The organism is Leucobacter massiliensis (assembly GCF_002982315.1).
Taxonomy (GTDB): domain Bacteria; phylum Actinomycetota; class Actinomycetes; order Actinomycetales; family Microbacteriaceae; genus Leucobacter; species Leucobacter massiliensis.
The window spans coordinates 79068-99131 of record NZ_MWZD01000008.1; the positions used below are offsets into that span (position 1 = coordinate 79068).

Sequence of the window (20064 nt, forward strand, 5' to 3'; positions counted from 1 at the left end):
GGGGCGCGTCGCGCAGCTCAGGCGAGCGCGTCGCCCTCCGGGCCCGCCGACGATCCCGCAGCCGCGCTCAGCTCCTCCTCGACGGCGGCGCGCACCACGCCGCCGACGACCCGGTCGGGACGTTCGATCCCGAGCGCACGCAGTCCCTCGGCGGCCTGCCGCACGACCGCGCGCGAGAACTCCGTCGCGGCGGCGAGCGCCTCGGCGTAGGCCGGCCGGTCCGCCTCCGCCACGATCACGGGTTCGGCGCCCATCTCGACGGCGAGCGCCTGCCCGATGGGCAGCACCGGGGCCGGCGCGGTGACGGCGACGGTCGCCCCCGCGAGCCTCCCCAGGTCGAGGCTGGTGCCCGTGAACACGACCGCCGGGTGCAGGGCGAGCGGGATCACGCCCGCGGCGACTGCGGAGCCGAACACGTCCGTACCGTGCTCCGGCGAGGTGTGGATGACGAGCTGACCCGGCTGCCAGGCTCCGGTCGCGGTGAGACCGCCGACGAGCCCGGGAAGCTCCGAGCCGGGGATCGCGAAGAGCACGAGCTCGGAGCGGCGCACCACCTCCGCGGGTTCGAGGATCGGCACACCCGGCAGCATGCTCTCCGCGCGTTCCCGGCTCTCGGAGCTGATCGCGGTGATGCCGGTGAGCGCGTGACCCGCTCCGGCGAGCGCGCGGGCGAGCACCGGCCCGACGCGGCCCGCACCGATCACGCCGACGCCGAGGCGCGACTCGGCCCGGTTCACGGGCCGGCCCCGGGGGACGGCTCGCGGTGGCCGTGGGCGGGCGCCGACGGGCCGGGCACCGCGGGAGCAGGAGCCGAAGAGCCGGGCTCCGACGGGCCGGGCGCCGCGGGAGCTGGAGCCGCGGGAGCTGGAGCCGCGAGGGCAGGAGCCGCCGGAGCAGGATCTGCGTGGCCGCGATCCTGGACCGTCTCGCGCGCCTCGGCCCCCTGCACGCGCAGCACGGTCGCCGTCAGCTCGTCGAAGAAGCGGCGCGCAGCGGACAGCTCGATCCCGCGCATCTGCATGACGACCGGGCCGAGCACCGTGTGCGCCTGGATCGATGCGAGACCGAGGAAGCGGTGCGCGAGGGGGCGGCGCAGTTGCACCGACTGGGCCCGTACGACGGGCATGACGGCGAGCGAGCGGGTGAGCACACCGCGCCGCACCCGCAGGGAGGCGTTCTCGGTCTCGGCGTCCGCGATGCGCACCCCCGCGCGATGACGCCCCCACCACAGCACCCATCCCGCGCGCGGCCCGGCCGCGAGGTAGCCCGTCCCGGCGCCGCTGAGGCCGTCGCGAAGACCGGCGATCTCGTGGGCCTCGTCGCCCGAGCCGGGCAGGAGGGTTCCGAAGACGCGGAGCACATCGGCTTCGACGCCGACGGGCAGGACCACGTTCTGGGTGCTGTTCTGACCGGCCTGCGCGACGGAGTGCCCGGCGGTGGTGACGCGCACCCGCCACCAGCCCAGCGGGCGCCACAGCAGCGGCTGCCGGGCTTCGACCGCGTGGATGCGGCCGAAGGGAATCGACTCGGTCGTGGTGGCCGTCAGGCCCGAGCCGGTGCGGATCGAATCGCGTCCGCCGGAGAGCACGAAGTTGAAGCCCCGGTTGAACTGGCTGAACACGACGCTCACCATGACGATGAGCAGCGGGATGGCGCCGAAGATGAGCGCGGGTTCGAGGATCGCGCCGCAGGTGACGATGCCGACGAGGATGAGTGCGACGATGACGGTCTCCCAGCCGAGGGCGATGCTCCCGATCAGCCTGCCGACGGGGACGCGCACGAGGGCCTGCGCGGCCGCGGCCTCCGGATCGATGTCGATGTCGGCGAAGTCCTGCGCGCGCCGCGACAGCGGATCGCTCGCCTCCGCGTAGGCGCGGCCCGCGAAGTCGGTGGCGGCGGGCGCCGTGACCAGCCCGGGTGCGGTCCCCGACGCTTCGGGATGCTCCGCGGCCTGGGCCGGGCGGCCGGTGCTCCGCTCCTCCCGCCGGCGCGCCGCGCGCCGGATGATCTGCTCCCGGACGAGCTTCGCGTCCCGGTGCCCGAGGAAGGCGAGCTCCACCTTGCCGCCCTGCCCCGCCGTCACCACCTCGATCTTCGTGAGGCCGAGCGCGCGGGCGAGCAGCGAGCGCTGCAGGTTGACGCTCTGGATGCGCTCGAGCGGCGCGCGCCGGTGCGTGCGGAAGAGCACGCCCCGCCGAGCCTCCACCGCCTCGGGTGTGATGCGGTAGGTGGAGAAGCGCCAGGCGATCCACGAGAGCAGCACGATGAGCAGGATCACGGCTGCCGCGATGCCGAGCGCGGCGAGGATCAGTCCTTCCCGGGCGAGGTAGTCGACGAAGTCGACCAGGTCGCCCTCGCGCGAGTACTCGGCGCGCACCCGCGGATCGTCGTGGAGCACGCCTCCGACGAAGAACAGCTCGACGAAGCGGTCGCGGAAGTTCGCGATGACGAAGCCCCCGATGACGAGCAGCACGAGGCCGCCGCGCAGCAGCGGGGACAGCGGATGCAGCTTGCGCCAGCCCTCCGCGTCCGCGGCGCCGGGGAGGGCGGCGTCGGAGGGCGCGGGGAGTGCGGGGTCCGGCGTGCCGGGACGGGCGGGCGCCTCGTCGCGCTCGCTCACAGGCCGGACCTCCGGGTCTCGGCCAGTTCGACGAGGCGGTCGCGCAGGGCCTCGGCGTCCTCGAGCCGCAGCCCGGGCAGCTGCACCCCGGTGGAGGCGGAGGCGGTGACGAACTTCAGCGTGGCGAGCCCGAGGGCGCGCAGCAGCGGGCCCCGGGTCACGTCGACGAGCTGAAGCCGGCCATAGGGTACGGCGACGATGCGCTCGAAGAGGATCCCGCGGCGGAAGAGCAGGTCGTCCTCGCGGAGGATGTAGCCGATGGCCCGCACGCGGCGGAAGGCGAGGAGCGCGTTCACGAGGAGCGCGGCGATGACGACGCCCAGGCCGATGTAGGGCCCGAGCGGCACCTCGCGGCCGCCCACGAGCGTGAGGACGACGAGCGCCGCGGCGGCGACGAGCACGAGGAGCAGGTTGAGGCCCAGATCGGCCCACGCGTAGGAGGGCGAGACGCGGTGCCAGGCGACGCCCCGGTTGGGCCAGCCGGGTTCCCCGCCGCCGTGGGCGGGTGCCGTGGTGTGCTGCGCTGTGGTTTCGTCCATCACGCCGTCCAGCCTAGTCACCCGGCCACGGAGCGGCGATGCGTGCCGGGCCGCGGGCGGGGGCCGGCCCGCACCGGCCCTTATACACCTCTGACGCCGCCGGCGGTAAGCAGGGGGTGGAGCTTCGTGGTGGCCGGCCCAATCTCAGGAATGCGGCCTGGTCGGCCGGTCCCGGCTCGCCCGGGGTTTCCGCGGGCTCTTCGTCGTCGGCGCCCGGCGGGATCCGGCAGCAGCGCTCGGCGAAGACGGCGCAGCCGACGAGCACGGCGCCGCCGAGGAGGGTGAGCGCCATCGGCAGCCAGGTGGCGGGCGGCGGGGCCACCGAGCGGCCGAGCACGGCGAGGGCGAGTCCTCCGCCGAAGCCGCCGAGCCCGGCCCCGACGAGCTGCCCGGCCCGGGAGGCCGCCAGGAGCCGCACGGCGTGGAAGGGGTCGACGGCGCCGGTTCCCCGTTTCAGGGAGCGGCGCAGGCGGATGCCGAGAGCCGCGAGCACGGCGCCGATGAAGATGAGCGAGACGGGCAGCGAGAGGGGCGGCACGAGCGTGGGGGCGCCACGGCCGGAGAGCGCGAGCTGCACCAGGATTCCGAGCGCGGCACCCACGGCGGCCACGGCGAGCGTGACGATCGGGTTGCTGCGCTCAAGCCTGCGCATCGCCGGGCTCCGCGAATGGGGCGGTGGTGTCGCCGATGCGCGCGAGCAGGGCGTCGACGCGGCCGTGCCCCATGAGCACCGCGTCGGGATCGAGCGCGAGCCAGGGGGCGAGCACGAAGTCGCGCTCGTGGGCCCGGGGGTGCGGGATCGTGAGCCGTTCGTCGCGCACGACGCGACCGCCGTAGAGGATGAGATCGATGTCGAGCGTCCGGTCGCCCCAGCGCGCGTCGCGCACCCGCCCGTGGTCGGCTTCGAGGCGCTGCGTGAGGTCGAGGAGCTCGTGCGGGGTGAGCGCCGTCTGCGCGCTGGCGACGCCGTTGAGGTAGCGGGGTGCCTCGGGGTCGGGGCCGCGTTCGGTCAGCGCGATGGTCTCGCGCAGCGGGGAGGCCGAGAAGTCGCGGATGCCGGGCGCGGCCGCGAGCGCGCGCTGCGCCGCACGGATCGTCTCGCCGCGATCGCCGAGGTTGGCCCCGAAGGCGAAGAGCACGGGCACGATCTGCGCGATCACGATTCGCGCCGATCGCCGCGGCGGGGTGGCTCCGTCCGGCCCGCGGGGCGCGGGTCGGGCGCCTCCCGGACCACCGTCACCGAGACGTCCCCGAAAGCGGCCGGGATCGGGGCATCCGGCTTGTGCACCGTGATCGTGGCGCGACGCACCCCCGCAAAGCCGAGGGCGAGCTGGGCGACGCGCTCGGCGACGGTTTCGATGAGGTCGACCGGGTCGCGGCGCACCGCCGCGACGATGGCCTCGGCGAGCTCCCCGTAGTGCACGGTCCGGCTGAGCTGGTCGCCGGCTGCGGCGGCGCGCAGCTCGACCGCCAGCTCGGCGTCGACGAGGAAACGCTGGCCCTGCTCCCGCTCGAAGTCGAAGACGCCGTGATGGGCGAAGACCTCGAGCCCGGTGAGCGTGATGCGGTCGGGGGCTGGGGCTTCCGGGGGCGCGCCGTCTTCCCCGCCTCCGTCATGGACGCGCGCCGACTGGAAGGCCCTGCCGATCGCGAGCGCCTGCACGGTCCCGGCGACGTCGTGAACGCGCACGCCCCAGGCGCCGGCTCCCGCGGCGAGGGCGCTGGTGACCGATGTCGCCAGGTCTCTGGGATGCCCGCTCGCCCCAGGGGCCGTCGCTCGTGAGGCCGCGGGAAGGCCGTCCAGGGCGTCGGCGATCATCCGCTTGCGCGAGGCCCCGATCAGCACGGGGTAGCCGAGCCCGGTGAGCTCGTCGAGGCGCGCCAGCAGCTCCCAGCACTGCGCCCCGGTCTTGTCGAAGCCGAGTCCGGGGTCGAGCACGAGCCGGGAGCGGTCGATGCCCGCCGCGAGCGCGGCGCGCGCGCGCTGCGCGAGTTCCTCGCGCACCTCGGCGACGACGTCGGCGTAGTCGGAGCGCCCGTGCGCCGGATCGGGAACGCCGCGCCAGTGGCCGGCGATGAAGCGGACTCCGCGCTCGCGCGCGGCAGCGGCGGCGACCCCCAGCATGGCTGGGTCGTGGGTGCCCCCGGAGACGTCGTTGATGTAGCGGGCGCCCGCGGCCACCGCCGCTTCGGCCGTCGCCGCGTGGATGGTGTCGACGGAGACGTCGATCCCCTGGGCGGTGAGCGCTTCGATGACGCCGAGCACCCGTCGCTGCTCCTCGTCCACGGGCACGGGCTCAGCGCCCGGGCGCGTCGACTCGCCGCCGACGTCGATGACGTGCGCGCCTTGCGCCGCGAGCTCGGCTCCGCGTGCGACGGCCTCTTCGAGCCGCTCGTAGCGCCCGCCGTCGCTGAAGGAGTCGGGCGTGACGTTGAGCACGCCCATGACGAGCGTCCGGGGGTCCCGCGCGGATCCTGAGCCGTGGTCGCCTCGCGGGCGCGTGCGCTCAGGCATGCGCGCCCGCCCAGCCGGCGCCGCCCCCCAGCAGCGCGAACACCCCGGCCTGCTCTGCGGGGTCGCCGAGCACGCCTCGCGCGGCCACGGTCACGGCGAGCGCCTCACCCTGGCGCACTCCGCGGTCGGCGACGCAGCCGTGGCTCGCCTCGAGCACCACGAGCACGCCCCGCGGGGCGAGCCCGTCGTAGAGGGCCTGGGCGATCTGCTCGCCCAGCCGCTCCTGCACCTGCGGGCGCGCCGCCAGCATCTCGACGACGCGAGGGATCGCGCTGAGGCCGACGACGCGCTCGCCGGGGCGGTACGCGACGTGGGCGCGACCGCGGAAGGGCAGCAGGTGATGCTCGCAGACCGAGCGCAGCGCGATGTCGCGCACGAGCACGAGCTCGCCGGTGTCGGCCCCGACGGGCACCGAATCGGCCAGGAGCCCGAGCGGGTCCTTGCCGACGCCCGCGAAGAACTCGGCGTAGGAGTCGGCGACCCGCCCCGGCGTCGCGGCCAGCTCCGGGCTGTCCGGGTCGGCCCCGATGGCGCTCAACAGCTCCCGCACCGCGGCTGCGATGCGCACGCGGTCGATGCTCTCACCCATCTCGCTCACCCCGTTCCGCTATCGGCCGGCGTCTCGATCGTCCGGATCCGGCACGCCCAGGTTGCGCGGGGGCCGGCTGCTCTCGCCAGGCGCGAGCGGCGCGCCACGCCTCGGCTCCGAGGGGACGGAGCCCTGTTCCGGGCCGGAGACGGAGGGCGCGCCGGGCTCGCCGGCGGTCTCCTTCGCGCCCGCGCCCGCATCGCCCGCGTCCGCATCGCCCGCGCCCGGCTCGCCGGCGCCGCCCGCCGGCGTGGCCGCGGATCCCGCGACGGTGACGTCGTCGGTCCGCACCACCGCCGGCACCTCGATCGGGGGCCGGGTCGACACCGGGCGGTCTCCGTGCGAGAGCCAGATCTCGCGCTCGGGCAGCTTCTGCACGCCGCGGAAGATCTCCGCGATCTGCAAGTGGTCCAGCGTCTCCTTCTCGAGGAGCTCGCGCGCCAGCTCGTCGAGGATGTCGCGGTTCTGCACCAGGGCCCGGTAGGCCTCGTTGTGGGCCTGCTCGAGCAGTGCGCGCACCTCGGCGTCGATCGTCTCGGCCACGCCCTCGGAGTAGTCGCGGCTCTGCCCGAACTCGCCGAGGAAGGCCCCCGGCTGCGCCTGGCCCAGTTTCACGGGCCCGACCGTCGCGGACATGCCGTAGTCCGTCACCATCTTGCGCGCCGTACCCGTGGCCTTCTCGATGTCGTTGCCCGCACCGGTGGTGGGGTCGTGGAACACGAGCTCCTCGGCGACGCGCCCGCCCAGCGCGTAGGCGAGCTGATCCTGCAGCTCGTTGCGCGTGACCGAGTACTTGTCCTCGAGGGGGATGACCATGGTGTAGCCGAGCGCGCGACCGCGCGGGAGGATGGTGATCTTCGTCACCGGGTCGGTGTGGTTGAGGGCGGCCGCCACGAGCGCGTGCCCGCCCTCGTGGTACGCCGTGATCAGCTTCTCCTGATCCTTCATCACCCGCGTGCGCCGCTGCGGCCCCGCGATCACGCGGTCGATGGCCTCGTCCAGGGCGCGGTTGTCGATGAGCTGCGCGTTGGAGCGCGCCGTGAGCAGCGCGGCCTCGTTGAGCACATTCGCCAGATCGGCTCCGGAGAAGCCGGGCGTCTTGCGGGCCACGACCTCCAGGTCGACGTTCTTCGAGAGCGGCTTGCCCTTCGCGTGCACCTGCAGGATCTTGAGGCGGCCCGGCATGTCGGGGGCGTCGACGCCGATCTGACGGTCGAAGCGACCGGGGCGCAGCAGCGCCGGGTCGAGCATGTCCGGCCGGTTCGTCGCGGCGATCAGGATCACGTTCGTCTTCGGGTCGAAGCCGTCCATCTCGACGAGCAGCTGGTTGAGGGTCTGCTCGCGCTCGTCGTGACCGCCGCCCATGCCCTGGCCGCGCCGCTGCCCGACCGCGTCGATCTCGTCGACGAAGATGATCGCCGGGGCGTTGGCCTTCGCCTCCTTGAACAGGTCACGCACGCGGCTCGCGCCCACCCCGACGAACATCTCGACGAAGTCGGAGCCGGAGATCGAGTAGAACGGGACGCCGGCCTCGCCCGCGACCGCGCGCGCCAGCAGCGTCTTGCCCGTCCCGGGAGGGCCGTAGAGCAGCACGCCCTTCGGGATGCGGGCGCCCACGGCCTGGAAGCGCGAGGCGTCCTGCAGGAAGTCCTTGATCTCGTGCAGCTCTTCCACGGCCTCATCGGCGCCCGCCACATCGGCGAAGGTGACCTGCGGCATGTCCTTGGAGACGAGCTTGGCCCGGTTCTTGCCGAACTGCATGACGCCGCGCCCGCCGCCCTGCATCGAGGACAGCATCCACCACAGCAGCAAGCCGATGAGCAGCAGCGGCAGCAGGAATCCGAGCAGCGACCACAGCGGACTCGGCTGCGGCACCTGATCGTTGTAACCGTCCTTCAGCTTCGCATCGTCGACGGCGTTCACCACGTCGAGGCCGCGCTGGGACACGTAGTAGAAGAACACCTCGTCGCTGCCGGCCTTCGTGTCGGCCTCTGCGAGCTTGAGGTTGACGCGCTGATCCCCGTCGATGATCTCGGCCTGGGTCGCCTTGCCCTCGGCGAGCATCTGCATCCCGCGTTCCGTGGTGACCTCGCGCGTGTTGCCACCCGAGAGCAGGGACCACCCGAGCAGCACGATGAGGGGTGCGAGGATCAGGTAGAGCAGCGGCCCGCGGAAGAGCTTTCGGCTCTTCGAGGCACTCTTCGATGCGTTCTCTGCCAAGTCGGGGCCTTTCACGATGGGCGTGCCGCTGTTCGTGCGACGAATGCAAGCGTAACGAATGCCACTGACATCGCACTGGGTCGGAGCCGCTTGTCCGCTCACGGCGCAGTCGCGCGCCGCGGAGCCGGCCAGGCGGCGAGGGCCGGCGGCCGGTCACGCGTCCCGCGCGGAGCGGCGGGAAACCGGGGCGCCGCTACTCGCCGCCGTACACGTGCGGCGCCAGCACTGCGACGTCCCGCAGGTTGCGGTAGTCCTCCGCGTAGTCGAGGCCGTAGCCCACCACGAACTCCACCGGGATGTCGAAGCCGACGTAGGCGACGTCCACGTCGACCTTCAGCGCCTCCGGCTTGCGCAGCATGGTGCAGATGCGCACCGAGCGCGCGCCGCGGCTCTCCAGGTTCTCCTTCAGCCACGAGAGCGTCAGGCCCGAGTCGATGATGTCCTCCACGATCAGCACGTCGCGCCCCGTGATGTCGGCGTCGAGATCCTTGAGGATCTTCACGACTCCGCTCGACTTCGTGCTCGCACCGTACGACGAGACGGCCATCCAGTCCATCTGCGCGTGGAAGCGCAGCTCCCGGGCGAGGTCCGCCATCACCATGACCGCTCCCTTGAGCACGCCGACGAGCAGCGGCGGCTCCTCCGCGTAGTCGGCCTCGATCTGGCGTGCCATCTCGGCCAGCCTGGCGTGCAGCTCGGCCTCGGTGTGCAGTACGACGGAGAGATCATCCCCCAGCTGTTTCGCGTCCATGGGTCCATTCTTCCACTGCCGTCAGCACCGCACGAACGTCACCGCCGCGGGCGTCCCGCGATCGCCCGGTCCCGCGGCGAGCCGCGCTGACCGCGCAGTACCAGCACTGCACCCGTTCCCCGGCCGCCGCGCTCCCGGCTCACGACGAGCCCGGGCACGAAGGCCGGCCCCTGCCCCCGCCACTCGCTCACGAGGGCGAGCACGGCGGCGACGTGCTCACGGCTCAGCCACACCCCGAAGCGGCGCGCGGCGAGGATACGGATCGCGCGGGTTCGCAGCGCGGGCGGCTGGGCGGCGAGCGCGGAGACCGGGATCGCGAGCGCATCGGGATCGGGAGGCGCCGATCCGGGATCGGACGCCGGCGCGCGTCCCCCGGATCGTTGCGCGGCGGCGAGCGCGAGCAACTCCGCCGCGAGCGCCTCGGCGAGCGCGTCGAGCGCCTCGGCGTCCTCCCGGGCGAGGTCGGCGGTGCGCGCCAGCGCCGCCGCGACGCCCGGCCCGAGCTCGGCCTCCAGGACCGGCAGCACGCGCCGCCGCACCCGCACGCGCGCGAAGGCTGCGTCTTCGTTGTGCGGATCCCGCCAGGGGTCGAGGCCGAGCTCGGCGCAGGCCGCCTCGGTGGTGCCGCGCGTGATGGGCGGCGTGGCAGCGAGGAAGGGGCGCAGGATCAGCGCCCCGCCGCGGAGCGCCCGGCGTTCCGGGATCCCGGCCAGGCTGCGCAGCCCGGAGCCCCGCGCGAGGCCGAGGAGCACCTGCTCGGCCTGATCGTCGCGGGTGTGCCCCGTCAGCACGGCCGCGGCCCCCTGCTCGGCGGCGGCGTCGTCGAGGGCGGCGTACCGCGCCTCCCTGGCGGCGGCCTCTGGTCCCCCGCCCTCCTCCCGGACCACGACCCGCCGCAGCAGCACGGGCGCGAGCCCCAGCGCGGCGGCCCGTTCCGCCGCCGCAGCCGCCACCTCGGCCGAGCCGGGCTGCAGCCCGTGATCCACGATCACCGCCCCCGCCCGGAGCCCGCTCCGCGGCGCTTCGAACGCCGCCGCCGCCGCGAGCGCCAGGGAGTCCGCGCCGCCCGAGAGCGCCACGAGCAGGAGCGGAGCCTCAGCAGGGGCGCCGGATTCCGCGCTCTGCGCCCCCGCCTCCTCGCGCAGCGCAGCGCACGCGCGACGCACCGAGAGGCGCGTCGCGAGCACCGCCTCCTGCACCATGCCCCCACGCTACCCCGTCCTGACGCGGCTACGTCCGCGTCATCCGAACGGAGAGGTGTAAAAGGCGTCAGATGTGTAGAAGGGACAGGGAGGAACGCACCCCGGTGACCTCGTGCGAGCCGCATTCTCCCCCTCTCGGGCGGTATGCGGGCAGGGAAGAGGGGAGCACAGAGGGAGAGGAAAGGAAGGCGCAGGGGGTCCGGTACCCTGGGACCGGCAACGCACACCCGGGACGGGGCGGCACAGCCCCGCTTCGACCGACCGACAGAAAGAGGAGCGCGCATGGCCGCTGCATTCGACGCCGTCATCGAGATCCCGAAGGGGAGCCGCAACAAGTACGAGGTGGACCACGAGACCGGTCGCGTGTATCTCGACCGCGTGCTGTACACCGGCTTCGTCTACCCCACCGACTACGGCTTCTTCGAGGAGACGCTCGGCGAGGACGGCGATCCCCTCGACGTGCTCGTGCTGCTCGACTACCCGGTCTTCCCCGGCGTGGGCGTGAAGGTGCGGCCCGTCGGCGTGCTCAAGATGAGCGACGAGGCCGGCGGCGACGACAAGGTCATCGCGGTGCAGCACAAGGATCCGCGCTGGCAGCACATCCAGGACGTCGCCGATATCCCCGAGTACACCCGCAAGGAGATCGAGCACTTCTTCGAGCACTACAAGGATCTCGAGCCCGGCAAGTGGGTCAAGGTGGACGCCTGGGGCTCGGCGGCGGACGCGGAGCGGCTCATCACCGAGGCGCAGGAGCGCCTCGCGAACCAGCACTGAGGCATAGGCGGGACCCGGCCTGCCGGGTTCCGCCGCGCAGGAGCGCCTCGCGGACCAGCACTGAGGCATAGGCGGGACCCGGCCTGCCGGGTTCCGCCGCGCAGGAGCGGCTCGCGAACCAGCACTGAGGCGAACGCGGAAGGGGGCGGGGATCTCGCGATCCCCGCCCCCTTCCGCGTTCCCGGTCGCCTAGAAGTTGATGTAGAACGCCGGGTTGACGAAGCCGTACCAGCCGTTGTCCTGGTTGGGCCGCATTTCGAAGTGCAGGTGGCAGCCCGAGCTCATGCCGGTGCTGCCGACGTAGCCGACGACCTGGCCGGCGGCGACCCACTGGCCGGGGGCGACACTCGCCCACTGGATCATGTGGGCGTAGCGCGTCTGCCAGCCGTTGGGGTGGTTGATGGTCACCATGTTCCCGCCCCCGCCGGAGTCCCAGTAGGTCATCGCGACGCTGCCCTCGGCGGCGGCGACGATCGGGGTGCCGCAGCCGGTGGCGAGGTCGATGCCGGTGTGGTTGGGGCGCCCGGGGGGCGCGAATCCCTCGGAGACGTAGTAGCCGGAGGTGGGGATGGTCCAGCCGTTGGAGGTGCCGCCTCCGCCGCCGCCGCCGCCGCCACCGCCGCCGCCGGGCGGGGGCGCCACGGGGCCGCCTCCGCCGCCGCCACCGCCACCGCCGGCCGCGGCCTCCTCCTGGCGGAGGTGCCGCCTCCGCCGCCGCCACCGCCACCGCCGGCCGCGGCCTCCTCCTGGCGTCGCCGCTCCTCCTCCTGGCGCAGGCGCTCCTGCTCGCGGCGCTGTTCCTCCTCGATGCGGAGGCGCTCCTCGTATCCGTCGACGGTCTTCGCGGTCTTGTCCTTGAGGGCTTCGAGCTTCACCTCGAGATCGCGCTGCTGGGCCTCCTGCTCGCGCACGAGCTCGCCCTGGTCGGTCACGGCGACGGCCGCGGCCGCCTCCTTCTCCTGCTTGTCCTGCCGCAGCGCTTCGCGTTCCACCTTCGCCGCCTCGGCCTGCTGGCCGAGGGAGTTGGCCGTGTTGCGCGCCTGCTCGGCTTCCTCGGAGATCTGGGTGTTGCGCTCGGTGGCCTTCGACATGGACGCCATGCGCTCGAGGAGGGCGTCCGCGGTGCTGCCGTCGGAGTCGAGGAAGAGCTCCATGCTGCGGTCGACTCCGCCGGAGCGGTACATCTGGGCGACGATCACGCCCGCCCGGTCGGCGGCCTCATCGGCTTCCTTGCTCGCCGCTTCCGCCTGCTGCTGCAGGGTCTCCGCCTTCTCGGACGCCGCGGCCAGCGCGGCTTCGGCTTCCTGCAGTTCCTGAATGGTGGTGCTGTGGAGGTTGCGCAGCCGCTCAAGCTCCTTCTGGCCGTCGGCGATGAGCGCCTCGATCTCCTTGATCTTCTTATCGGCGGCGGCCTGGTTCTGCTTGGCGGCCTGCACGTCTTCCCAGGTGGGCAGGTCGAGGGCGTGCGCGGGCTGGGCGGCGAGTGGCCCGCCGACGAGCAGGCCGGCGGCGATGACGCAGCATCCGAGCACCCCGATGGTGCGTTTCACTGCTCCGCTTCTCCGCTTTCGCATCCTCCGCGACTCCCCTCGGGCAAGAATGGTCCACGCATACGCTAGCACTGCCCGCGGAAAGGCCGGGCGGCAGCGCCGGGGCGGCGCGGATCGGGCGGCTCGCGGAGCGGCCGGATGAGCCGAGCCCCGTGTCCGCGCCGCTTCGCCTATCATTGGTGTTGGAACTTCACGTGTGCCGAATGAGCGAAGGATGGATATGTCCGAATCGAAGCTGTCAAGTGACGCCCAGCACAGCGACTCCTCCGAGCAGTCGCGGCCGCTGTTCGCGCAGGCGCTGCGCCCGCAGGTCTCGGCGGGCAGCGTCGTCATCTACGTGATCGTGATGGCGCTCCTGCTCGGCGGCTTCTATCTCCTGGCCTCCGCGTTCAGCGTGGCGGTCGGCACCTGGCTTTTCGTGGGAGGCCTCGCGGCGGTGACCCTCGCGTTCTGGATCGCCTTCGGCCTCGTGTCGAGCCTGGACCGCGCGGACTGAGCGCCGAACTCTCCGGTGCTTCGGCCCCGCGGCGCTGTGCGTCGCGGGGCCGAAGCGTGTCCGGCGGGCTCCTTTCGGCACCCAGGCGTCACCGGGCCTCGCCTCGGCGGGAGGCGAACGGCTCAGTCCTCGTCGAGGAGGGCGGCGGCGAAGAGCGGCCGGGCTGCGTCGGCGCCCGGCGGGTGGAAGAGTCCGGCGGTCACGTCCCGGAGGAGGCGGCTCACCTCGCTGTCGGCGTCGAAGCCCCGGCCCCCCGCGCAGGCGAGGGCCGTCTCCGCGGTGCGGCGGGCGGCGTCGCCGGCGGCGATGCGCGCGGCGATGAGCCGGAGGGGCCAGCCGGCTCCGTGATCGACGAGCTCGTCGAAGTCGCGGGTGCAGGCGTCGAGCTGGGCGGGGACGGACAGGAACTCGCGGTGGGCATCGGCGAGCCTCGCCCGCATCTCGGGGACTTCGGCGAACGAGGTGCCGTGCCGCGACGAGGAACGGGCTCGCAGGCCCGCTGCTGCGAGTTCCAGCGCGCGCCGCGCCGCGCCCGCGTACACGGAGCCGACGAGCAGCTGGAAATTGGCGGCGATGCTGAACACGAGGAGGTCCGGCTGCGGGCCCGGCGGGATCCGCCGGACGACGCGCTCCGCGCGCAACGGGGTGCGGTCGAGGGCGGTGGCGCGGCTCTCGGAGGCGCGCATGCCGAGCACGTTCCAGTGCCCGGATACGGTGATGCCCGGCGCGTCGCGCTCGACGAAGCCGAAGACGAGTTCGGGCCGCTCGGCCTCCGAGGCGTCGAGTCCGTGCACGATCAGCCGCGTCCACGCGGGTGAGAGCGAAGTGAAGATCTTGGTGCCGGAGAGCAGGTAGCCGCCGTTCGCCTGCGGTTCCGCAACCGTCGTGGAGCCCTGCAGCACCCAGTCGTTGCCTGGCTCGCTGATCCCGAAGGCGAAGATCTCGCCGGCGACGGCCTCTTCGAAGACGCTCGTGAGGGAGTGGTCCCCGCGCTCGCACATGGCGCGGGCCACGCCGGTGCAGAGCAGGTGCATGTTGACGGCGAGGGCGGTGGCGGGTGCGGCCGCGGCGAGGCGCTGCTGCAGGCGAGACACCTCGTGCAGGGTGAGGCCGCCGCCGCCGAAGCGCTCGGGCACGAATGCCGTGAGGTAGCCGCGCTCTCGGAACTCTGCGAGGTCTTCGGCGCAGAAGCGGTTCTCGCGGTCGTACACCGCCGCCCGTCCGCGCACGCGCGCGATGAGCTCGTCGGGCAGGTATCGCTCGGCCAGCTGTGCGTGCCGTTGCTCCCGGTCCGCCATGGTGTCCTCCCTCGGGCCGATGCCGGGCCGTTCCCGGCGTCATCGACAATCTAGCGCGGAGCGCGGGCCGGTGATCGCCCTACCCGCACCACGGGCTTGCGCGGGGGCCTCCGGACTGGTGAACTCTCTGGTGCGGGGCGAACATCCACGCGCCGCACCAGTGACGACCGCAGCACCCCGCGGTCGCGAGACGCCGGCGACCCCACAGGGCCGTCGCAGAAGGAGTACGCATGCGTGCCGCATCGTCGCCGTACCACGACGCACCCTCGCAGCAGCGCCTCGGCTTCGAGGCCGCACCGCACCCGTCTCCTATACACATCTGACGCTGCCGACGCTATGCAGTGCCGCACCGCCCGCCCGCGCGGATCCCGGCCCGGCAGCTCACGGCGACGCCGCCCCGCGGACTCGCGGCGGCCCCGCCCCCCACGCCCGCTGCGGCAGCGTCGCCGCCGCTCCCCGAGCCGGTGACCCGGCCCCGACTGCGCGTCGCGCTCACCGCGACCACGCTCTTCACGCTGCTCGTCTCCGCGAATCTCGCCACGCCGCTGTTCCCCCTGCTCGAGGCCGAGTTCGCGATGGGAGCCCTCGGCACGACGCTCGCGCTGTCCAGCTACGTGCTCGCCCTGATCACGGGGCTGCTGCTGTTCCGCCGCTTCGGGGATACGGCCAACCGGCGCACCGTGATGCTCGCCTCGCTGCTCGCCGTGACCCTCGCCACCGCGGCCCTCGCCGTGGCGCCGTCGCTCGGCTGGTTCTGCCTCGCCCGCGCGGTGCAGGGGGCGGGGATCGCCTGCGCAACGGGCTCCGGCTCGGGCGCGCTGCGGGCGCTCATGCCGGCGCGGCCCGGGCTGGTCGCGAGGCTCACGCTGCTCGCCACCTCGGGCGGCGTCGCGGCCGGACCCGTCATCGGCAGCCTGCTCTCGCTCACCGGCGATCCCATCGTCACGCCCTTCGTGGTGCTGGCGGTCGCGCTCGCGCTCCTGATGCCGCTGATCGTGGGGGTGGCGCCCCACGGCGAGTGCGTGCCGCCGGACCCGCGGATCGCGCTGGTCGACGCCCCCGCCCGGCACGCCTCCCGTCGCGAGCGCGCCCGGCACGCGCCCGGCTCGCCGCGGTCGGCCCGGGCACCGCGACCGCGAGCGCCCCGTGATCCGGCCGCGGCACGCGCCCTGCGGCTCGCCGCGGCGATCGGCTTCGTCAGCTTCGCGGTGTTCGGCTTCTGCCTGTCGCTCGCCCCGTCGCACTTCGCCGCGATCGCCGGCACCGATGCGCGCCCGGTCATCGGACTGCTGTGCGCGATCACCCTCGGCGCCTCCGCCCTCGTGCAGCTCGTGCCGCTCGGGGGCGCGTGGCGGGCGCCGCTCGGCCTGGGCGCGCTGGCGGTCGCGCTGCTCGGGCTGGCCGCCGCGGACGCGGTGGGCTCCACCTGGTTCCTGGTGCTCGCGAGCGCCACCGCGGGGATCGGCCAGGGCGTGGCGTTCCAGGCGGCGTTCACCGCGGCCACGGCCGCGGTGCCGCCCTCCCGCCACGCCGGCACGGTCGCCCTGATCTACACGGTCACCTACCTCGGCAGCTCGGCGCCGCTGCTCGGCCTGGGCGCCCTCGCCGACCGGACGGGGCTGCCCGTGGCGGTGTCGGTGTTCGCGGTCGTGCTCTCGCTCTCCTGCGTCGTACTCGCCGTCCTCGCCGCGCGCACGGTGCGCACGGCCGGCCTTGCCGGCGTCACGGCCGTGGCCGCCGGGCGCGCCGCGAGCGGCCGCGGATCTACCCGGGAACGGTACGCTTGACGGGTGGGTGATGCGGGGAGGGGCAGGAGGCGCCTCTCGCGCACCCCGCCCCGCTGGGTCACGGTCGCGGCGCTCGCCTACGCCGGTCTCTGCGCCTCGTTCATGTTCACGCTGCTCGTGCCGCTGCAGGCCGAGCTTCCGGGGCTGCTGCACGCCTCCCGGGAGGATACGAGCTGGGTGGTGACGATCACGCTGCTGGTGGCGGCGGTGGCGACCCCGATCTCGGGGCGGCTGGGCGACATGTACGGCAAGCGCCGCGTGGTGCTGGTGCTGCTGGGGCTCCTCGTCGCCGGCTCGGTGATCGCGGCGCTGTCGGCCTCGATCGTGGGGATGCTCATCGGCCGCGCCCTGCAGGGCGCGGTCACGGGCGTGATCCCGCTCGGGATCGCGATCATGCGCGATGTGCTGCCACCCGCGCGATTGAGCACGGCGGTCGCGCTGATGAGCGCGACGATGGGCGTGGGCGGGGCGGCGGGCATGCCGCTCGCAGCCTGGCTGGCGCTCCACGCGGACTGGCACGCGCTGTTCTGGCTCGCCGCGGGCCTCGGCACGCTGGGCCTGCCCCTGCTGCTGCTCGCGGTACCGGAGGACGTGCTGCGCGCGCCGGGGCGCCTCGACCTGCCGGGGGCGGCGGGTCTGGCACTCGGCCTCACGGGCATTCTGCTGTTCGTCTCGCGCGGGGCGGAGTGGGGCTGGGGTTCGGCCGCGACGCTCAGCAGCGGACTCGGCGGGGTCGCGGTGCTGCTGCTGTGGGGCTGGTACCAGCTGCGCACGGGCGAGCCGCTGCTCGATCTGCGCGTGGCCGCGCGCCCCGCGGTGCTGCTCACGAACGTCGCGGCGATCGGCATGGGCTTCGCGCTGTTCTCGTCGAATGTGACGTTCCCGCAGCTGCTTGAACTACCGGCGGAGACCGGCTCGGGCTTCGGGCTCGACATGATGCAGGCCGCCCTCGTGGTGGCGCCGGCCGGCCTGGTGATGATGGTGATCTCGCCGCTCTCGGGCTGGCTCGAACGCACCATCGGCCCCCGGCCGCTGTTCACGACGGGCACTGCCGCGATCGTGCTCGCCTACGCCTGCATGCTGCTCTGGTCGAGCGAGGTGTGGCACGTCTTCGCGGCGAATCTGCTGATCGGCGTCGGGATCGGCTTCAGCTTCGCGGCGATGCCGATGATCATCATGCGCTCGGTGCCGGCGAGTGAGACGGGCGCCTCGAACGGCCTGAACGCGCTGTTCCGCTCGGTGGGCACCTCGAGCGCCTCGGCCGTGATGGGCGGCGTGCTCGCGGCCATGAGCTCGGACTTCGAGGGGCACGCGGTGCCGAGCCGCGCGGCCTTCGAGCTGTGCTTCTGGATCGCGATCGCCGCCGCCGCGATCGCGCTGCTGCTGTCGCTGCTGGTGCCGCGTCAGCCGGGCTCGGAGGCGCGGCCGTCGCTCCCCGCCTGATCCGGCGTCCGCATCGCCGGCTCGCGCCGGCCGCGCGATTCCCTCTCCGAATCGGACGGCTCCGCGCCGGTCGCAGCGGGCCCGGGGTCCGTCCAGCGGGGCGCGGCCTCCTCGGCTCGTGGCAGGAAGAGGGTGGCGAGCGCCGTGGTGATGGGGACGGCGAGCACGAGGCCGACGCTGCCGCAGAGGGTGCGCACGATCTCGGTCGCGATGTCCTCGTGGGTGAGGAGCGAGAGCAGGGGACGCTGATACAGGGTGAGCAGGATCAGCACGCTGAGCGCGGCGCCCGCGTACGCGAAGAACACCGTGTACACGGTCGACGCGATGTGGTCGCGACCGATCCGCATGGCCCGCGCGTACACCTCGCGCCGTGACAGGGCGGGCGCGGCCGCGTGCAGCTCCCACACGGCCGAGGCCTGCGTGATCGTCACGTCGTTGAGCACGCCGAGCCCGGCGATGATGATCGCGCAGCTCAGCAGGCCGCGGAAGTCGATCTGCCCGGCCGCGCCCGCCAGCACGCTGCCCGCTTCGTCGCCGATCCCGCTCAGGCGCGTCATGCTGACGGCGGCGAGGGAGATGGCCGCCATGAGCAGGATCCCGCAGAGGGTGCCCAGCAGCGCGGCCGTGGTGCGCAGCGAGGGGCCGTGCACGAAGTAGAGGGTGGCGAACATGATCGCGCTCGATCCGACGACGCCGATCAGCAGCCCGGGCCCGCCCGTGAGCAGCGCGGGCAACACGAAGGCCAGCAGCACCCACGCCGCGACTCCGAGCGCCGCGAGTGCGAGCAGGCCGCGCCAGCGGCCGACGGCGACGACCACGGCCGCGAACAGCGCGGCGCCGAGCGCCAGGGCCCAGCCCCGGAAGACCCCGGTCGCGGAGTAGCTGCGCGCGGGCTCGGAGCTGCCGGCCGCGTGTCCCGCCTCGGATCCGGATCCGGATGCGCCTCCGGGGCCGGCATCGCTGCCTTGCCCGTCCTGCACTGCCGGCGGGAGCGACGGCACGGCCAGGAGCTCGAGGTGGTCGCCGGTGCGCAGGCCCGCCGCGGCGAGCGGACCGCGCAGCTGCAGCTGCACGTAGCGGCCGGAGTCGGGACCGGTGAGCAGGCCGACGCCCGCCGTGAGGCACTCCGCTTCCGGCGAGCCGGCTGCGCCCGGCTCGGAGGCGGTTCCCGCGCCGGCGTCCGGTCCGGACGGCGCCTCGGAGGACCCGGCGCCGGGTGCGCCGGCGCCGTCCTGGCCGGGTACCGCGCAGCCCTCCTGCAGGCGGAGCAGCTCGCCGCGTTCGAAGCTCGCGCCCTCGGCGATGTAGTTCGAGCGCTCTGCGGATCGTGCGAGTTCGGCGCCGTCGGGCCAGAGGGCGAGCAGGCCCCACAGCGTCGCGCCGGCGAGCCCGATGAGCGTGAGGAGCGCCGCCAGGCGCACCCCGCGCGGCGCGGCGATCTGCGGCGCCGGCCCGCGGCCGTGCCCGCGGCCGTGCCCGTGACGCCTCTCCGGCGCGCGCCCCGGCTCGCCCGCAGCGGTGGGGATGCCTCGCCACCCGGTGACGGCGCTCCCCGCACCGGTCCGCAGCCGCTCGCGCGCCCGTTCGATAACGCTTCTCATTATGCAGATCATCATAGCGAGCCTCGCCCCGCTCGCTCACCGCGAACATCATCTGGCACTCGCGCACGGAGAGTGCTAATCTAGCCTCAGAGTTGAGCGACATGGACTCAACTTTGAGAATTGCGTCCCGACGAGAAGAAAGGTGCAGCAATGGCCCAGTTCAGCCCCATCCGCGACATGGAACGCCTCGCCGAGGCGCTCATCGAAGGCCCCGGCCGCGGCCCCCGGCAGATGCCGATGGATCTCTACCGCGACGGCGACCGCTACGTGCTCACCGCCGACCTGCCGGGCATCGACCCGGGCTCGGTCGACGTCGACGTCGACGGGCAGCTGCTCACGATCCGCGCCGAGCGCACCCTCCCCGAGCAGGAGAACGTGAAGTGGATCACCCGCGAGCGCACCCCCGGCAGCTTCCTGCGCCAGCTCAGCCTCGGCCAGGGCATCGACACCGAGAACATCACCGCCAGCTACGACAACGGCGTGCTGAGCGTCACGATCCCGGTCAGCGAGCGGGCGAAGCCGCGCAAGGTCGAGGTCACGACCGGCAAGACCCTCGAGGCCTAGAGCCGCGCACTGCGGCCCGTCCGCCCCGGCCAGACGGCGCCCCGGCACCTCTCAGCGAGGGGCCGGGGCGCCGTTTCGCGTCGGGGTGCGCCGCGCGCAGCATCAGGCGCAGCGC

Annotated in this window: 19 protein-coding genes; 5 read left to right on the top strand and 14 right to left on the bottom strand. The window is 73.7% G+C overall.

Annotated features, from left to right (window positions below):
- Window positions 1-17: 17 nt before the first annotated feature.
- The 10 genes from B4915_RS00635 to tilS all read right to left on the bottom strand — a co-directional run bounded on the left by B4915_RS00635 (window position 18) and on the right by tilS (window position 10436).
- Entirely contained in the window at window positions 18-737 is a 720-nt protein-coding gene (locus B4915_RS00635) for a DUF2520 domain-containing protein (RefSeq protein WP_105803930.1), read from the bottom strand.
- The gene (locus B4915_RS00640; RefSeq protein ID WP_245907266.1) at window positions 734-2620 is read right to left on the bottom strand and encodes a PH domain-containing protein; all 1887 of its coding nucleotides are present in this window, start codon (window positions 2618-2620) and stop codon (window positions 734-736) included. Before B4915_RS00640 ends, B4915_RS00635 begins: the two co-directional genes overlap by 4 nt.
- Window positions 2617-3159 (bottom strand): PH domain-containing protein, encoded by a 543-nt coding sequence (locus tag B4915_RS00645; protein ID WP_105803931.1) that lies wholly within the window; start codon window positions 3157-3159, stop codon window positions 2617-2619. Before B4915_RS00645 ends, B4915_RS00640 begins: the two co-directional genes overlap by 4 nt.
- Window positions 3160-3172: 13 nt before the next feature.
- The gene (locus B4915_RS00650; RefSeq protein ID WP_105803932.1) at window positions 3173-3811 is read right to left on the bottom strand and encodes a DUF3180 domain-containing protein; all 639 of its coding nucleotides are present in this window, start codon (window positions 3809-3811) and stop codon (window positions 3173-3175) included.
- A complete protein-coding gene (gene folK / locus B4915_RS00655; protein WP_105803933.1) occupies window positions 3798-4319 on the bottom strand; it encodes a 2-amino-4-hydroxy-6-hydroxymethyldihydropteridine diphosphokinase in 522 nt (173 codons plus the stop codon). The genes B4915_RS00650 and folK overlap by 14 nt, the downstream gene beginning before the upstream one ends.
- Window positions 4316-5674, bottom strand: a complete 1359-nt coding sequence (folP, locus tag B4915_RS00660) for a dihydropteroate synthase (protein ID WP_245907267.1) — start codon at window positions 5672-5674, stop codon at window positions 4316-4318. The genes folK and folP overlap by 4 nt, the downstream gene beginning before the upstream one ends.
- On the bottom strand, window positions 5667-6263 hold the full coding sequence (folE, locus tag B4915_RS00665) for a GTP cyclohydrolase I (RefSeq protein ID WP_105803962.1): 597 nt from the start codon (window positions 6261-6263) through the stop codon (window positions 5667-5669). Before folE ends, folP begins: the two co-directional genes overlap by 8 nt.
- 18 nt (window positions 6264-6281) lie before the next feature.
- Window positions 6282-8483, bottom strand: coding sequence for an ATP-dependent zinc metalloprotease FtsH (gene ftsH, locus B4915_RS00670; protein WP_105803935.1), 2202 nt, complete (start codon window positions 8481-8483; stop codon window positions 6282-6284).
- Window positions 8484-8676: 193 nt separating this feature from the next.
- On the bottom strand, window positions 8677-9234 hold the full coding sequence (hpt, locus tag B4915_RS00675; protein ID WP_105803936.1) for a hypoxanthine phosphoribosyltransferase: 558 nt from the start codon (window positions 9232-9234) through the stop codon (window positions 8677-8679).
- A gap of 38 nt (window positions 9235-9272) precedes the next feature.
- Entirely contained in the window at window positions 9273-10436 is a 1164-nt protein-coding gene (tilS, locus tag B4915_RS00680) for a tRNA lysidine(34) synthetase TilS (protein WP_105803937.1), read from the bottom strand.
- A 282-nt stretch (window positions 10437-10718) separates the two neighbouring features.
- Between tilS and ppa the strand changes: the two genes are divergently transcribed.
- Window positions 10719-11210, top strand: coding sequence for an inorganic diphosphatase (gene ppa, locus B4915_RS00685; protein ID WP_105803938.1), 492 nt, complete (start codon window positions 10719-10721; stop codon window positions 11208-11210).
- A gap of 189 nt (window positions 11211-11399) precedes the next feature.
- Here ppa and B4915_RS14810 read toward each other — a convergent pair whose 3' ends face one another.
- Together B4915_RS14810 and B4915_RS00690 are read right to left on the bottom strand one after the other, a co-directional pair.
- On the bottom strand, window positions 11400-11714 hold the full coding sequence (locus B4915_RS14810; RefSeq protein WP_245907272.1) for a M23 family metallopeptidase: 315 nt from the start codon (window positions 11712-11714) through the stop codon (window positions 11400-11402).
- Window positions 11651-12760, bottom strand: coding sequence for a coiled-coil domain-containing protein (locus tag B4915_RS00690; RefSeq protein ID WP_245907268.1), 1110 nt, complete (start codon window positions 12758-12760; stop codon window positions 11651-11653). The genes B4915_RS14810 and B4915_RS00690 overlap by 64 nt, the downstream gene beginning before the upstream one ends.
- Window positions 12761-12980: 220 nt before the next feature.
- On the opposite strand from B4915_RS00690, the gene B4915_RS00695 reads away from it, so the two are divergent.
- Window positions 12981-13256 carry a hypothetical protein gene (locus tag B4915_RS00695; protein ID WP_105803939.1) on the top strand — a complete coding sequence of 92 codons (276 nt, stop codon included), beginning with the start codon at window positions 12981-12983 and terminating at the stop codon, window positions 13254-13256.
- A gap of 122 nt (window positions 13257-13378) precedes the next feature.
- Here B4915_RS00695 and B4915_RS00700 read toward each other — a convergent pair whose 3' ends face one another.
- The gene (locus tag B4915_RS00700) at window positions 13379-14554 is read right to left on the bottom strand and encodes an acyl-CoA dehydrogenase family protein (RefSeq protein ID WP_105803940.1); all 1176 of its coding nucleotides are present in this window, start codon (window positions 14552-14554) and stop codon (window positions 13379-13381) included.
- 341 nt (window positions 14555-14895) lie between these two features.
- Here B4915_RS00700 and B4915_RS00705 point away from each other — a divergent pair, with 341 nt between their 5' ends.
- Together B4915_RS00705 and B4915_RS00710 are read left to right on the top strand one after the other, a co-directional pair.
- The gene (locus tag B4915_RS00705; protein WP_105803941.1) at window positions 14896-16341 is read left to right on the top strand and encodes an MFS transporter; all 1446 of its coding nucleotides are present in this window, start codon (window positions 14896-14898) and stop codon (window positions 16339-16341) included.
- A gap of 3 nt (window positions 16342-16344) precedes the next feature.
- Window positions 16345-17784, top strand: a complete 1440-nt coding sequence (locus B4915_RS00710) for an MFS transporter (protein ID WP_105803942.1) — start codon at window positions 16345-16347, stop codon at window positions 17782-17784.
- Here B4915_RS00710 and B4915_RS00715 read toward each other — a convergent pair.
- Window positions 17745-19385, bottom strand: a complete 1641-nt coding sequence (locus tag B4915_RS00715) for a YibE/F family protein (protein ID WP_105803943.1) — start codon at window positions 19383-19385, stop codon at window positions 17745-17747. The two genes, B4915_RS00710 and B4915_RS00715, sit on opposite strands and share 40 nt — an antisense overlap.
- A gap of 150 nt (window positions 19386-19535) precedes the next feature.
- On the opposite strand from B4915_RS00715, the gene B4915_RS00720 reads away from it, so the two are divergent.
- Complete coding sequence (locus B4915_RS00720) at window positions 19536-19949, top strand: Hsp20/alpha crystallin family protein (RefSeq protein WP_105803944.1); 414 nt, start codon at window positions 19536-19538, stop codon at window positions 19947-19949.
- Window positions 19950-20064 lie beyond the last annotated feature (115 nt).